The 13,633-nt window shown below is 67.6% G+C and carries 13 protein-coding genes; 7 read left to right on the forward strand and 6 right to left on the reverse strand.

Annotation, left to right across the window (positions count from 1 at the left end; all coding sequences use genetic code 11):
• Window positions 1-267 precede the first annotated feature (267 nt).
• Together ACWEKS_RS29920 and ACWEKS_RS29925 are read right to left on the reverse strand one after the other, a co-directional pair.
• Complete coding sequence (locus ACWEKS_RS29920; RefSeq protein WP_452343177.1) at window positions 268-1,683, reverse strand: NlpC/P60 family protein; 1,416 nt, start codon at window positions 1,681-1,683, stop codon at window positions 268-270.
• A gap of 298 nt (window positions 1,684-1,981) precedes the next feature.
• Window positions 1,982-2,524 carry an Rv1476 family membrane protein gene (locus tag ACWEKS_RS29925; protein WP_452343178.1) on the reverse strand — a complete coding sequence of 181 codons (543 nt, stop codon included), beginning with the start codon at window positions 2,522-2,524 and terminating at the stop codon, window positions 1,982-1,984.
• Window positions 2,525-2,774: 250 nt separating this feature from the next.
• Between ACWEKS_RS29925 and acnA the strand changes: the two genes are divergently transcribed.
• Together acnA and ACWEKS_RS29935 are read left to right on the forward strand one after the other, a co-directional pair.
• Window positions 2,775-5,567 carry an aconitate hydratase AcnA gene (gene acnA / locus ACWEKS_RS29930; protein WP_452343179.1) on the forward strand — a complete coding sequence of 931 codons (2,793 nt, stop codon included), beginning with the start codon at window positions 2,775-2,777 and terminating at the stop codon, window positions 5,565-5,567.
• A 201-nt stretch (window positions 5,568-5,768) separates the two neighbouring features.
• Window positions 5,769-6,335, forward strand: a complete 567-nt coding sequence (locus ACWEKS_RS29935) for a TetR/AcrR family transcriptional regulator (RefSeq protein WP_452343180.1) — start codon at window positions 5,769-5,771, stop codon at window positions 6,333-6,335.
• A 28-nt stretch (window positions 6,336-6,363) separates the two neighbouring features.
• Here ACWEKS_RS29935 and ACWEKS_RS29940 read toward each other — a convergent pair whose 3' ends face one another.
• Window positions 6,364-6,702: a hypothetical protein gene (locus tag ACWEKS_RS29940; RefSeq protein ID WP_452343181.1), complete on the reverse strand. Its 339-nt coding sequence runs from the start codon at window positions 6,700-6,702 to the stop codon at window positions 6,364-6,366.
• An 86-nt stretch (window positions 6,703-6,788) separates the two neighbouring features.
• Between ACWEKS_RS29940 and ACWEKS_RS29945 the strand changes: the two genes are divergently transcribed.
• Window positions 6,789-7,367, forward strand: a complete 579-nt coding sequence (locus ACWEKS_RS29945) for a TetR family transcriptional regulator (protein WP_452343182.1) — start codon at window positions 6,789-6,791, stop codon at window positions 7,365-7,367.
• Window positions 7,368-7,556: 189 nt separating this feature from the next.
• On the opposite strand, the gene ACWEKS_RS29950 is transcribed toward ACWEKS_RS29945, so the two are convergent.
• Window positions 7,557-8,063 (reverse strand): MarR family winged helix-turn-helix transcriptional regulator, encoded by a 507-nt coding sequence (locus ACWEKS_RS29950; protein WP_452343183.1) that lies wholly within the window; start codon window positions 8,061-8,063, stop codon window positions 7,557-7,559.
• Between the two features lie 71 nt (window positions 8,064-8,134).
• On the opposite strand from ACWEKS_RS29950, the gene ACWEKS_RS29955 reads away from it, so the two are divergent.
• The 4 genes from ACWEKS_RS29955 (at window position 8,135) to ACWEKS_RS29970 (ending at window position 11,014) form a co-directional block, all read left to right on the forward strand.
• Window positions 8,135-8,632 (forward strand): cupin domain-containing protein, encoded by a 498-nt coding sequence (locus ACWEKS_RS29955; protein ID WP_452343184.1) that lies wholly within the window; start codon window positions 8,135-8,137, stop codon window positions 8,630-8,632.
• 337 nt (window positions 8,633-8,969) lie between these two features.
• Window positions 8,970-9,386 carry an acyl-CoA thioesterase gene (locus ACWEKS_RS29960; protein WP_452343185.1) on the forward strand — a complete coding sequence of 139 codons (417 nt, stop codon included), beginning with the start codon at window positions 8,970-8,972 and terminating at the stop codon, window positions 9,384-9,386.
• A gap of 192 nt (window positions 9,387-9,578) precedes the next feature.
• Window positions 9,579-10,043 carry a hypothetical protein gene (locus ACWEKS_RS29965; protein ID WP_452343186.1) on the forward strand — a complete coding sequence of 155 codons (465 nt, stop codon included), beginning with the start codon at window positions 9,579-9,581 and terminating at the stop codon, window positions 10,041-10,043.
• 11 nt (window positions 10,044-10,054) lie between these two features.
• A complete protein-coding gene (locus tag ACWEKS_RS29970) occupies window positions 10,055-11,014 on the forward strand; it encodes a hypothetical protein (RefSeq protein ID WP_452343187.1) in 960 nt (319 codons plus the stop codon).
• A gap of 137 nt (window positions 11,015-11,151) precedes the next feature.
• On the opposite strand, the gene ACWEKS_RS29975 is transcribed toward ACWEKS_RS29970, so the two are convergent.
• Both ACWEKS_RS29975 and ACWEKS_RS29980 read right to left on the reverse strand, forming a co-directional pair.
• The gene (locus ACWEKS_RS29975) at window positions 11,152-11,397 is read right to left on the reverse strand and encodes a helix-turn-helix domain-containing protein (RefSeq protein ID WP_033087059.1); all 246 of its coding nucleotides are present in this window, start codon (window positions 11,395-11,397) and stop codon (window positions 11,152-11,154) included.
• Window positions 11,398-11,527: 130 nt separating this feature from the next.
• A complete protein-coding gene (locus ACWEKS_RS29980) occupies window positions 11,528-13,159 on the reverse strand; it encodes an ABC-F family ATP-binding cassette domain-containing protein (RefSeq protein WP_452343188.1) in 1,632 nt (543 codons plus the stop codon).
• Window positions 13,160-13,633: the final 474 nt, after the last annotated feature.

Raw genomic sequence — 13,633 nt, forward strand, 5'->3', positions numbered from 1 at the left:
TCCAACGCCCCAGCGACACCCGCGATGCGCGCACACTCAAACGCAACCTGCTCGACTCACTGTCATGGGCATGGCGCGCCTACCCCGACTCCTCGACCGCTTACGTCCCCTGCTAGGCCGCGTTTCGAAAGTTGTTTGCGTCGAGGGACAGCGCTACCCGGCGCCTTGGTGCGAATCGTGTGGGGCGACATAGTCTCGCGCGGTGCACTCTCATCTGAGTTTTGAGAACCCTCCTGCGCTGCCTCACGAGGACGAGGAGGACGAGGGTCAGGTGACGATGCGGACTGCGTAGGGCATGATGCCGTCTTCGCGGACGGCGGCTACGCGGACGACGTCGCCGCTTTGCGGGGCCTCGATCATCTTGTTGTTGCCGAGGTAGAGGGCGACGTGTTCGCTGCCGCCGGGGCCCCAGAAGAGCATGTCGCCGCGGGCGCGTTCGGCGACGGGAATCCTTGTGCCCATGGTGTATTGGTAGCCGGAGTAGTGGGGTAGGGAGACGCCGATGCCGGCGAAGGCGTAGATCATCAGGCCGGAGCAGTCGAAGCCGGTCTTGTTGTAGTCGCCGTAGCTGTCGGCGGTGCCGCCGTCGCGGATGCCGAGGGTGGGGCCGTTCTCGTCGCCGCCGCCCCAGGCGTAGACGACGCCCAGCTGGGACATGGCACGGTCGACCACGGTCTCGATGAGCTGGGAGTTGGAGCCCGGTGGCCGGCTGGGCTGGATGGAGCGCTTCGGTGGCGGTGAGGTGTCCTGCACGACGTGCGGGCGGTGGCCCTGGCCGACCTGGCTGGCGCGATCGGTGGCGGCGCGGTCGGCGGCCACGCGGGCGGCGGCGGCCACCGCGGCGGCGCGGGCCGCGGCCTCCTCGGCCTTGCGCTGCTGGTCCCAGGCGACGAAGGTGTCGCGCTGGCTCTGCAGGCCCGCCACATTGGCGCGGGCCGCGTCCAGCCGCTGCTGGGCCGAATCACGCTGCCCGACAATGTCGTTGCGGCGGAGGTTCTGCTGGTCGAGTTCGGCCTGAGCGGCAGTGACCGCGTTCTGGGCGTCGGTCTTCTTGGCGTCGGCGGCGGCCGCGGCGGCATCGGCGGCCTGCTGGGCCTGTTTGGCGGCGGAGGTCTTGTTGGCCTGGTCGATCTGGGCGTGGCGCAGGCCGTCGACCACCTGCTGCTGGTTCTTGGAGGCGATGGTCAGCACCTGCGCGCGGTTGAGCGCGATCTCGGGGCTGGGCGCGGCCAGATAGCTGACCAGTGAGGTGGAGCCGGGGCGCATGTAGACCTGGGCGACGTACTTGTCGAAATTCCCGTGCGCGGTATCGACTTTCGCGCCGGCATCGGTCAGATCCTGCTGGCACTGGGTGACGGCGCGGCCGGCGGTGTCGGCGGCGTCGCGGGCCATCTGCAGATCCACCAGGGCCTTGTTGACGGCCTCACGGCGACCGGCGACCGCGTCGTCGAGTTGCTGCAGCTGCTGTTCGGCGGCGGCCACCTGATTGATGAGGGCGCCGACCTCGCCGACACCGGCGTCGACCTGGGCGCCTGCGGCATTGAGGTCGCTGTCGCTGGGGTTGGGGGGCGGCGGTGGTACCGCGTGCCCGCCGGCCATGGGCAATGCCAGCACGATGAGCGCTACGAGCAATTCTGTAGCGACCCGCGCCGGGCGTCGTAGTCGCTTCGCCGGTCGTCGCATCGCACCTCCCTGGAGTCCCATCCGGCACAAAATCCCCAACCGTGCCATCGCGAAACCGTACGGCACGTTCAGGATCCCGCCGCTCAGGCACGCCACAATCACATGGATGCAATTCGCTGGTAGCCATGAAGTTGCAGGTAAATCCCACAATCACCACGCGTCACAACACGCGGCACTCGGTACGTTTTCGGCGTGTCGCGGACGAACCGGACTCTGCACACCCCGATCCGGGCATGAAAAAGGGGCCCGGGACGAACCCGAACCCCGAACGGAGACACCGCCTCCCAGCGTGAACGCGCTACCCGACCGGCGTCGGCGCACCCGACGCATGCTGCCCGCGCCGCACCTTCACCGCGTACAACCCGCCGATCGTCGCGATCAGCACACCGAGGATGACCAGCGTGATCACCGTCCACGACACGGTCTCCGGCTGCTCGAGCCGATCCACGAAAACCCGCGCGGCGTCGGTGGTGTGCTCGGGGCCGCGGTACTTGGCCTTGTCCTCGGCCCACTCCAGGTGCCCGCGGCTGAACTGGTCGCTGTAGGTGCCCACCCAGTCGTCACTGAAGACCACCACGGTGCCGTGCTCGATCTTGCCGACCTCGTTGGCCAGATCGCGCAGGTTCGCCTCGATCCCCGGATTGCCCTGCACCACAATGATGTCGAGCTGAACGCCGTGCTCACGCGCGTCGGCGGCGATGGCGGCGAGGGCCTCCTGATCGCGTCCGGTGGGGGCGGCGACATGATCATCGGCGAGATCGGCGATGATGGCATTCAGGTCGGTGTTCGGCGGTAGTTCCGCCTTCGAGGGCGTGAAAACCGAGGAGTGCGGAGCGGTCACGAAACGCAGGGTACGGGACGGCGTGTCATATCACCTCACCGCGCCGTGCGAATCACCTCACCGATCGCGCGAAATCGTGTCTCGCGCTGGGCGGAATCCCGGGCCCGACGGCCCGATAGCCCGCCCCCCCGATGTGCTCACAGGACAAGCGTACTGTTAATGTCGGAAAACGGACGAGGCCCGCGCCTCGACGAGCCATCGGCACAGCCCCGCCGGTGGCCCTCCCATTCACAGACGAGTGGAGCTGAACGTGACGAGTATCGATACCTTCGGCGCCAAGGGCACCCTCGAGGTCGGAAGCAACTCTTACGAGATCTTCCGCCTCTCGGCCGTGCCCGGCACCGAGAAGCTGCCCTACGCCCTGAAGGTCCTCGCGGAGAACCTGCTTCGCACCGAGGACGGCGCGAACATCACCGCCGACCAGATCCGCGCCCTCGCGACCTGGGACCCGAACGCCGAGCCGGACACCGAGATCCAGTTCACGCCCGCCCGCGTGATCATGCAGGACTTCACCGGCGTGCCCTGCATCGTCGACCTCGCCACCATGCGTGAGGCCGTCACCACCCTCGGCGGCGACCCGAACAAGGTCAACCCGCTGTCTCCCGCCGACATGGTCATCGACCACTCGGTCATCCTCGACGTGTTCGGCACCGCCGACGCCCTCGAGCGCAACGTCGACCTGGAGTACGAGCGCAACGGCGAGCGTTACCAGTTCCTGCGCTGGGGCCAGGGCGCGTTCGACGACTTCAAGGTCGTCCCGCCGGGCGTCGGCATCGTGCACCAGGTCAACATCGAGTACCTGGCCCCCACCGTCATGGTCCGCAACGGCCAGGCCTACCCCGACACCTGTGTCGGCACCGACTCGCACACCACCATGGTCAACGGCCTGGGCGTGCTGGGCTGGGGCGTCGGCGGCATCGAGGCCGAGGCCGCCATGCTGGGCCAGCCGGTCTCCATGCTGATCCCGCGGGTCGTCGGCTTCAAGCTGACCGGTGAGATCAAGCCGGGCGTGACCGCCACCGACGTCGTGCTCACCGTCACCGACATGCTGCGCAAGCACGGTGTGGTCGGCAAGTTCGTCGAGTTCTACGGCAAGGGCGTCGCCGAGGTGCCGCTGGCCAACCGCGCCACCCTGGGCAACATGTCCCCCGAATTCGGCTCCACCGCCGCGATCTTCCCGATCGACGAGGAGACCATCAACTACCTGCGCCTGACCGGCCGCAGCGACGAGCAGCTCGCGCTCGTCGAGGCGTACGCCAAGGAGCAGGGCCTGTGGCACGACGCCGACAACGAGCCGGCCTACTCGGAGTACCTGGAGCTGGACCTGAGCACCGTGGTGCCGTCCATCGCCGGCCCGAAGCGCCCGCAGGACCGGATCCTGCTGTCGGACAGCAAGACCCAGTTCCGTCAGGACATCCGCACCTACACCAACGACCCCGTCCCGCACACCGCCCTGGACGAGGCGCTGGAAGAGTCCTTCCCGGCCAGCGACCCGGTCGCCTCCGGCACCGCCTCCGACGGTTCGGCCGTGCCGACCGCCGCCAACGGCAGCGCCGGTCGCCCGTCGAAGCCGATCAAGGTCTCCGACCCGGAGCGCGGTGAATTCGTCCTGGATCACGGCGCCGTCGTGGTCGCGGGCATCACCTCCTGCACCAACACCTCCAACCCGTCGGTCATGATCGGCGCGGCCCTGCTGGCCCGCAACGCCGTCGAGAAGGGCCTCGCGTCCAAGCCGTGGGTCAAGACCAACATGGCCCCGGGCTCGCAGGTCGTCGCCGACTACTACGAGAAGGCCGGTCTCTGGCCGTACCTGGAGAAGCTGGGCTTCTACGTGGGTGGCTTCGGCTGCACCACCTGCATCGGCAACACCGGTCCGCTGCCGGAGCAGATCTCGGCCGCGATCAACGACAACGATCTGTCGGTCACCGCGGTGCTCTCGGGCAACCGCAACTTCGAAGGCCGTATCTCCCCCGACGTCAAGATGAACTATCTGGCCTCGCCGCCGCTGGTCATCGCGTACGCGCTCGCGGGCACCATGGACTTCGACTTCGAGACCGACGCCCTGGGCAAGGACCAGAACGGCAACGACGTCTTCCTGAAGGACATCTGGCCGTCCGCGCAGGAGATCGACGACACCATCAAGTCGGCGATCAGCCGGGACATGTTCACCAAGTCCTACGCCACCGTGTTCGACGGTGACCAGCGCTGGCAGGGCCTCAACACCCCCGAGGGCGACACCTTCGCGTGGGACGACAAGTCCACCTACGTCCGCAAGGCCCCCTACTTCGACGGCATGTCGATGGAGCCAGCCCCGGTCGAGGACATCAAGGGCGCGCGCGTGCTGGCGCTGCTGGGCGACTCGGTCACCACCGACCACATCTCCCCCGCCGGTCCGATCAAGCCGGGCACCCCGGCCGCGCAGTACCTGGACGCCAATGGTGTTGCGCGCAAGGACTACAACTCGCTGGGCTCGCGTCGTGGTAACCACGAGGTGATGATCCGCGGCACCTTCGCCAACATCCGGCTGCGCAACCAGCTGCTGGACGACGTCTCGGGTGGCTACACCCGCGACTTCACCCAGGACGGCGGCCCGCAGGCCTTCATCTACGACGCCTCGCAGAACTACCAGGCCGCGGGCATCCCGCTGGTCGTGCTGGGCGGCAAGGAGTACGGCTCGGGTTCCTCGCGTGACTGGGCTGCCAAGGGCACCCGTCTGCTGGGCGTCAAGGCCGTCATCACCGAGTCGTTCGAGCGCATCCACCGCTCGAACCTGATCGGCATGGGCGTTGTGCCGCTGCAGTTCCCGGCCGGCGAGTCCGCCGCGTCGCTGGGCCTGGACGGCACCGAGGTCTTCGACATCGAGGGCATCACCAAGCTGAACGAGGGTGTGACTCCGAAGACCATGAAGGTGACCGCCACCAAGGAGAACGGCGAGAAGGTCGTCTTCGACGCGGTCGTCCGCATCGACACCCCCGGTGAGGCGGACTACTACCGCAACGGCGGCATCCTGCAGTACGTGCTGCGCAACATGATTCGCGGCTAGTCACCGCGATACCGCCTCGGTTTCGAAGGGCTGTTTCGAAGCCGAGACGTGGTGGCAGGCGGTGGATCTCGCGATTGTCGCAGGTCCGCCGCCCGCCACGCGGCCCGCTCCCGGGCCGCTTCGCTCGTCGCTCGTGCGGGTTCCCCGATTTGGTCGCAAGATCGATAAGGAGAACCCGCACAACACGTTTCGGAGGAGCCAGTGCCCAAGGTCAGTGACGACCACCTCGCCGCCCGGCGCAGCCAGATTCTCGACGGAGCCCGCCGCTGCTTCGCCGAGTACGGCTACGAGGGCGCCACCGTGCGTCGACTGGAGGAAGCGACCGGTCTGTCGCGGGGCGCGATCTTCCACCACTTCCGCGACAAGGACGCCCTGTTCCTGGCCCTGGCCCAGGAGGACGCGGGCCGCATGGCCGAGGTCGCGGCCACCCAGGGCCTGATCCAGGTCATGCGCGATATGCTGGCCCGCCCGGAGGATTTCGACTGGCTCGGCACCCGCCTGGAGATCGCCCGCCGCCTGCGCAACGACCCCGAATTCCGGGCCAACTGGGAAGAACGCTCCGAAGAGCTCACCGCCGCCACCGTCGCCCGCCTCGAACGCCGCAAGGCCGCCGGCGCCCTGCGCGACGACGTCCCCACCGAAGTCCTCCTCGGCTACCTCGACCTGGTCCTCGACGGCCTCATCGCCCGCATCGCCTCCGGCCACGCCAACGACAACCTCGAAGCCGTCCTCGACCTGGTGGAAGCCTCCGTCCGCCGCAAGCAGTGACGAACCCGTAGATCGCCGGGCGCAGAGATCATCCCTCGGTGAGTTGCGCCGCGACCCGGCGGGGCGGATTGGGCAGGCCCAGTGTCTCATTCAGGCGATAAGCGCCACCGCGGCCGTGGAAGACGGCCATCACGAACGTTCCGGCACCTATACCGAGGACGGCGGGCCAGGGGTGCGCGGGCAGCTCCGTCGCATAGATCAGCAGGCCGGTGATGATGAGTCCGAGCCAGCCGGCGAGGGCGTTCCGCAGGGGCGAGTTGCCCAGGACGTTCGGGAACTCTTCACCGACAAGGCCTTTGATGAAGTGCGGGAGGGCATTCGCGCCCATGACTCCGGCGAGAACGGACAGCAGCACCGTGTACCACATGGGGCACCTCTTCAGTTTCAGTCAACAGCGGTAGACCGAAACTACGCCTGGGGGTTGAATCGAGTCAACATCCGTAGACTGAACAAATGGATCCCGCCACCACTCGCGCGCAGCAACGTCGAAATACCGAGGCCCGGATCCTGACGGCCGCGGGGCGGCTGTTCGCCGAATCAGGCTACGACCGCACCACGATTCGCGCCGTGGCAGCCGAGGCCGACACCGATCCCGCGCTGGTGATGCGGTACTTCGGGTCGAAGGAGAATTTGTTCGCACAGGTCGCCGTGGTGGGGAACGTGGAGGCGATCACGGGAACGCCCGAGCAGGCCGCGGAACTGCTGCTGAAAGCACTCGCAGCCAAGCTCACCGAGGAACCGGTGAACGCGCTGGCGGCGATTCGGTCCATGCTCACCCACCCGGACGCCACCGGCGAGGTGCGCGCGGCCATGGCCGCGCAACAGCGCCAGGCCGCCGGGCACCTCGCCGAGGGCGAGGCCGAGTTGCGCGCCGGGCTGCTCGGCGCGCTCACCATCGGCGTGGTGATCGGGCGCCACCTGCTGCACCTGGACGGACTGAGTGACGCGCCGCCGGAACGGATCACCGCACTGCTGCGCGGCGCGTTCCACGACATCGCCCACGGCCTCGCCCAGCCCGATCCCCTCGCCTGACCAGTCGCTCGCGGCACGCGTCCGGAACCCGGCCCGGTCAAATCACGCCGTGCAGTGGTGGAGGTTGAGTTCGGCTGCGGTACTGCGGGTTCCGCCGACCTCGAACACCGCCGCGGAGACCTCGTCGGCGGCGCGGTCGGCGCGCACCTTCACGCCGGGCGTGTCCGCCGGCCGCACCGTGCGCCCGGGTCAGCCCTCGCGTTCGAGCTCGGTCAGCAGGCGCCGGGTGAGGCGATCGAGGGAGGCGCGCTCCTGGTCGGAAAGCACGGAGAGGATCCGGGTTTCGTTCTCGAAATGCTCGGTGACGACGATGTCGATGAGGTGCAGGCCGCGATCGGTGAGCGCGACCTTGATCGCGCGCCGGTCACCCGGGTCGGCGATCCGCCGGACCAGTCCCGCCTTCTCGAGCCGGTCCAGGCGGCCGGTCATGCCGGCTCGCGACATCATGAGGGTGTCCGCGAGGCCGGAGGGGTTGAGCTCGTAGGGCTCGCCCGAACGTCGCAGTGTCGCAAGCACATCGAACTCGCCGCGCTGCAATCCGTGTGCCGTGAACACGGATTCGATCCGCTCGGTCGCCACCACGGTGAGCCGGCCCAGCCGCCCGATGATGGCCATGGCCGCGCCGTCCAGGTCCGGTCGCTCCCGCCGCCACTGCTCCTGGATCACGTCCACGGCGTCGGTCTTCTTCTCACCCATGGACAACACTCTATTCGATGACATATAGTTCGGTAGCGAATTATCTCCCATCGAATCACATGGAGTTCGACATGACCACCGCTTCCCGCCCCGCCGCCATCCGCCAGCCGCAGGACGCCGAGATCATCGGCGGCGAGCCCGTCTCGGTGCGGCTGCTCATCGACTCCAATGAGGCGGGCGGGTCGGTGAGCACCGTCGAGGTCACCATGACCCGCGGCGCCGACGGCGCGGCGCCGCACTACCACACCCTGTCCGACGAGCTGTTCTACGTGGCCGACGGCGAACTCCAGGTCATGGCCGGGGACAAGATCGTCACCGTCGGCGCGGGCGGCGCGATCGTCATCCCCAAGTTCATGCCGCACGCCTTCGGCGCGGCCCCCGACAGCCCGGCCCGCATCCTCATCGCCCTCATGCCCGGCGTCGAACGCCACGGCTACTTCCGCTTCCTCGAGCGGCTCGCCCATGGCGAGACCACCCCGGCCGATATCCAGGCCGCCCAGCAGGAATACGACAACTACTTCATCGACGCACCGCAGTGGTGGGCCGAACGCAACGGCAACCGCGCCTGACCCCGCGCACCACCCGCGCGGATCCGCGAAACCAGCACTGCCGCAGGCGAATCCGGCGAACCGAATCGGTGATCACGCGATTCCCGCGACGGGCCGTGCGGCACACCGGCTACACCGGCCGGTTCCCGTTGCACCGCCACGATCCCGAGCGCGCAATCCAGGGCACAATGACCGATCCGCGGGTCACGCACCGGCACCGAGAGCGGCACGGCAACCCGCCGCTATACGCGAGAACGCCGTCCTGACTCCCCAGTAGCCCGGCGGTCGCCGGCGGGGGTGTGCCACAGACCACCGAAAACGCGGAATGATCATTGCCGCGAGCCGGGTTGGTACGTTCATGGCATTCTCTGTCCCCATCACCGTCCGCGGGTACGAGCTCGATATCAATGGGCACCTGAATCAGGCCGTCTATCTGCAGTACGCCGAGCACGCGCGCTGGGAGCTACTACGGGCGGGCGGGCTGCCGGGCGAGAAGATGGTGGCCGCGGGAATCGGGCCGGTGGTGCTGGAACAGACCGTCAAATACCTGCGCGAACTGCATCTGGGTGACGAGGTCGCGGTGAGCTGCGAATTCGAATGGACCGGCGGCAAGATCTTCCGGATGCGCCAGCAGATTGTGAAACTCGACGGCACGGTGTCGGCGCAGATCGATGTCGTCTCCGGCATTCTCGATCTCGCCGCCCGCAAACTGGTTGCGGATCCCGGTGCGGCCCTGCGGGCGGTGGCCGACTCGCCGGACATCCTCGGCCTCTGATCGGACGCCGACCACACCGGCCGGTCCGGGTTTTTCTGCGAAAATCTTTCGGCGGGAGCGGTTTCCGAAAACCGGTCAGAGTTTGCCGGAGTAGCTGAAATCTTTCGTTGCGGACCGAATTCGGCGCCCAGCGGGATATGATTCAGATCACGCTCGGCCCCGCAGCAAATCCCGAGCAGATCGGAGTTCAGCATGACCGGCGCCCTGCACCGAACGGGATCGGCGATCCTTGCCAGCACCTCGCCATCGCTACCGGGCTATCTTGTCGCAGCGACCGAGCGAAGTATCAGCGTGCGTGTCGGCGACGGCACCACCTGGACCTTCCATCGGACCGATGTCCTCGACATCACCCGGTGGGATGCTGCGACGGCGCAGGGCAGCTGTGACGGCCGCCCGGTGCTGGTGCGCGTACGGTCCGGCGCCACTGCCGATTTCACGCGGCGCCGTCGTGTCGAGGTCACCGATCGTCCCCTCACCCTGTCGCCGGATCACAGTCCCGCACGGGGCGACGACGAACTGCGCGCGCTCACCGAAATCTGGGCCCGCGGACTGGATCTCACCACTCGTCCCGGTGCCGGCGGGGCCACCATGACCTGCTGCCAGACCCGGTCGCACCTCGGTAGCGACGACGGCATCGCCTGCGACAGCCTGGACTGACGGAAGCGCGCATGGCCGCCCGCACCATGGGATCGGTGCTCATCGTCACCGAGGCCGAGGACCTCCACGGCGACGCCCTCGCCGCCACCCTGCGCAAACACCACGGGCACAACCCGATTCGCCTCGATATGCGCGACTTCCCACGCGAGAACGGCACTTTCCGACTCGGCGGGGACGGCTCCTACCGCAGCCTGTCGCACATCTTCGGGCTCGACGACGTCACCTCCGTGTGGTGGCGTCGGCCTCACCCCTGCGCTGTACCGGCCGGTCTGTCCGAGGAGGACGACACCTACCGCCGCGCCGAATGCGACGGCTTCCTCCAGGGACTGCTGTGGTCGATCCCGGCCCTGTGGGTCAACGACCCCGGGGCCGACCGCACCGCGAGCCGCAAGGTCGTGCAGCTGGAGACGGCCTACCGCGCCGGCTTCGCCGTCCCGGAGACCCTCGTCACCAACGATCCCGACGAGGCGCGCGCCTTCATCGAATCCCGGCCCGGGTCAGTGGTTTACAAGCGCACCGGCACCGGGCGCGGCGCGTTCACCGAGACCCGGCTGTTCGCCCCGGCCGATTTCGACCGGCTGGCCACGATCCGCAACTCCCCCACCATCTTTCAGAACTACATCCAGGCCGAGAGCGATCTGCGCATCGTCTGGGTGGACGGCATCGAGTGGGTGGTGCGTATCGACTCGCAATCCGGTGTGGGACGGGTGGATTCGCGCCTGGACACGTCGGTGGCCTTCACCGCCGATCGCCTGCCCGCCTCGGTGAGCAAATCGCTGACCACGCTGATGGGCGCGCTGGGACTGGCTTTCGGCGTGCTCGACCTGCGGGTGGGTCTCGACGGCGAGTTCTACTTCCTGGAGGTGAACCCCCAGGGGCAGTTCGCCTATCTCGAAATCAAGACCGGTCTGCCGATCTTCCAGAGCCTCGCAAACCTACTGGTTCTCGGCGACGGGACCGTGATGCCCTAGCGGCCGCACGCCATCGCGAATCGTCGAACATCGCACCGTATCGTCCGAATTCGCCGCTGGTCGTCCTGAATCGCAAGTCGTCGACCGGCTTTCGCCGGTCGAGAACCCGCAATCCACTCCCGGAAAAGGGAAAGACGCTACTTGCCGGCCTTGGCGGCCTTACGGCGGTTCGCACCGCCCCGGCTGCGGAGTTGCACATGCGACTCCACGAGCACGTTGTGGATGAAGCCGTACGACCGCCCGGTCTCCCGGGCCAGGGACCGGATGCTGGCTCCGGCCTCGTACTGCTTCTTCAACTGGGATTGCAGGCGATCGCGGGATTTCCCGGTGACGCGCGTGCCTTTACCCAATACGGCTTTACCCTGTGCGGGCCTGTCACTCATGGCTTCCTCCGAGTCGCCGTGGGCGCCTCATTCCAGGTTAGAGACTCGGATGCCTGTGATCAACGAAACGCTGTGATGTGAGTCACCGACTTTTGGCGACCACGCGTTTTTCCGTGTGGGAGGCGCATTCTCACGCCAGCTGGATCAGTTCCAGGTAGTCCTGCGACCAGTGATCCTCGGTGCCGTCGGGGAGCATGATGACCCGCTCGGGGTTGAGCGCCTCGGCCGCACCCGGGTCGTGGGTCACCAGGACGACCGCGCCCGCGTAACTGCGCAGCGCGTCGAGCACCTGTTCACGCGAGACGGGGTCCAGGTTGTTCGTAGGTTCGTCCAGCAGAAGGACATTCGCGGCCGAGGAGACCAGACCGGCCAGTGCCAGACGGGTCTTCTCACCACCGGACAGGGTGCCGGCGGGCTGCTCCAGCTGCGGGCCGGAGAACATGAACGCGCCGAGCAGACCGCGCAGATCCTGTTCGCCCGCATCGGGTGCGGCGTGGCGGATGTTCTCCCAGACCGTGGCCTGATCGTCCAGAGTGTCGTGCTCCTGGGCGAAATATCCGACCTTCAAGCCGCGTCCGGGCTCGATCTGCCCCGCGGTCAGGGTCTCCACCCCGGCCAGCAGCCGGAGCATGGTGGTCTTGCCCGCACCGTTGAGGCCGAGGATCACGACCCGGCTGCCCTTGTCGATGGCCAGGTTCACGCCGGTGAAGATCTCCAGCGACCCGTAGAGCTTGGTCAGGTTCGTGGCCATCAGCGGCGTCTTGCCGCAGGGGGCCGGCTCGGGGAACTTGATGCGCGCGACCTTGTCGGCCACCCGGATCTCGTCGGCCTCGGCCAGCATGCGCTCGGCGCGCTTGACCATCTGGTGTGCCGCAGCGGCTTTCGTGGCCTTCGCGCCGAGCTTGGCGGCCTGCTGCTTGAGCGCGGACGCCTTCTTCTCGGCATTCGCGCGCTCGCGGACACGGCGCTGCTCGTCGGTGGCGCGGGCGTCGAGGTACTTCTTCCAGCCCATGTTGTAGATGTCGGCCTCGCCGCGCACGGCGTCGAGGAACCACACCTTGTTCACCACGTCGCCGAGCAGGTCGACATCGTGGGAGATGACGATCAGGCCGCCGTCGTGGTTCTGCAGGAAGCTGCGCAGCCAGGTGATGGAGTCGGCGTCGAGGTGGTTGGTGGGCTCGTCCAGCAGCAGCGTGGTGTCGGACTTGCCGCCACTGCCGTCGGAGGCGCTGAACAGGATGCGCGCCAATTCGATTCGGCGGCGCTGACCGCCGGAGAGGGTGCGCAGCTGCTGGTTCAGCACCCGATCGGGCAGGCCCAGGCTGTGGCAGATGCGGGCGGCCTCGCTCTCGGCCACGTAGCCGCCGAGGGCGGAGAAACGCTCCTCGAGCCGGCCGTACTTGCGGATGGCCTTCTCGCGTTCGGCGTCGTCGGCGACCTCGGCCATGAGCGCCTGCTGCTTCTCCATATCGCGCAGCAGGGCGTCGAGCCCGCGCGCCGACAGCACGCGATCCTTGGCGAGCACATCGAGATTGCCCTCGCGCGGATCCTGGGGCAGATAGCCGACTTCTCCGGAACGGATGACCTTGCCCGCGTAAGGTTCACCCTCACCGGCGAGAATGCGCAGGGTGGTGGTCTTCCCGGCACCATTGCGCCCCACCAGCCCGATCCGATCCCCGGCCTGCACCCGCAGCGCCGACCCCGGCGCTGTCAGCAGGGTGCGGACTCCGGCCCGGACCTCCAGGTCGGTCGCGGTGATCACAAGCGTCTCCTCGGGTACAGCGGGTGCTGGTAGTTAACTGAACGAGTGTGGGCCATCGCGGCACACAAGAACCACCGATTTTACCGGGGCCACCTCCCTGGGACCGAATCGAGCACATCCCTCGCTACCGCAGACCGGGAACCGGGTAACGGCGGTCACACTCCCGGAGCCGGTCGGCGCGCGGCGGGCAACCCCGGCGAGGGCCGCTCGCGAGGCGCATCGCCGATGGGTCGGCGGGGTGCGCACCGCCGTGGCGAACAGGGAACGACACGCATTCCAATCGACGATGCATTGGGATGTATGGCGGGCCGCATTGCCGCGTCGGCACCTATACCCACCCTGTAAATATTTGGATTCGCCATGGCTTGGGAGCGCAGCCATCGACTCTATTCGATTCAGCTCATGCGAGTCTCTCCCGACTCGGGAAGTCTGAACGTCAGCGTGCATTCGAATTATTGAGTCGCGTAATCGAAC

It is taken from the genome of Nocardia sp. NPDC004711, assembly GCF_053601595.1.

Bases quoted from the DNA above. Each gene is read 5' to 3' on its own strand.
- ACWEKS_RS29920 (WP_452343177.1), bottom strand. From the start codon at position 1,683: ATGCGACGACCGGCGAAGCGACTACGACGCCCGGCGCGGGTCGCTACA.
- ACWEKS_RS29940 (WP_452343181.1), bottom strand. From the start codon at position 6,702: ATGTGGTACACGGTGCTGCTGTCCGTTCTCGCCGGAGTCATGGGCGCG.
- ACWEKS_RS29945 (WP_452343182.1), top strand. From the start codon at position 6,789: ATGGATCCCGCCACCACTCGCGCGCAGCAACGTCGAAATACCGAGGCC.
- ACWEKS_RS29950 (WP_452343183.1), bottom strand. From the start codon at position 8,063: ATGGGTGAGAAGAAGACCGACGCCGTGGACGTGATCCAGGAGCAGTGG.
- ACWEKS_RS29955 (WP_452343184.1), top strand. From the start codon at position 8,135: ATGACCACCGCTTCCCGCCCCGCCGCCATCCGCCAGCCGCAGGACGCC.
- ACWEKS_RS29960 (WP_452343185.1), top strand. From the start codon at position 8,970: ATGGCATTCTCTGTCCCCATCACCGTCCGCGGGTACGAGCTCGATATC.
- ACWEKS_RS29965 (WP_452343186.1), top strand. From the start codon at position 9,579: ATGACCGGCGCCCTGCACCGAACGGGATCGGCGATCCTTGCCAGCACC.
- ACWEKS_RS29970 (WP_452343187.1), top strand. From the start codon at position 10,055: ATGGCCGCCCGCACCATGGGATCGGTGCTCATCGTCACCGAGGCCGAG.
- ACWEKS_RS29975 (WP_033087059.1), bottom strand. From the start codon at position 11,397: ATGAGTGACAGGCCCGCACAGGGTAAAGCCGTATTGGGTAAAGGCACG.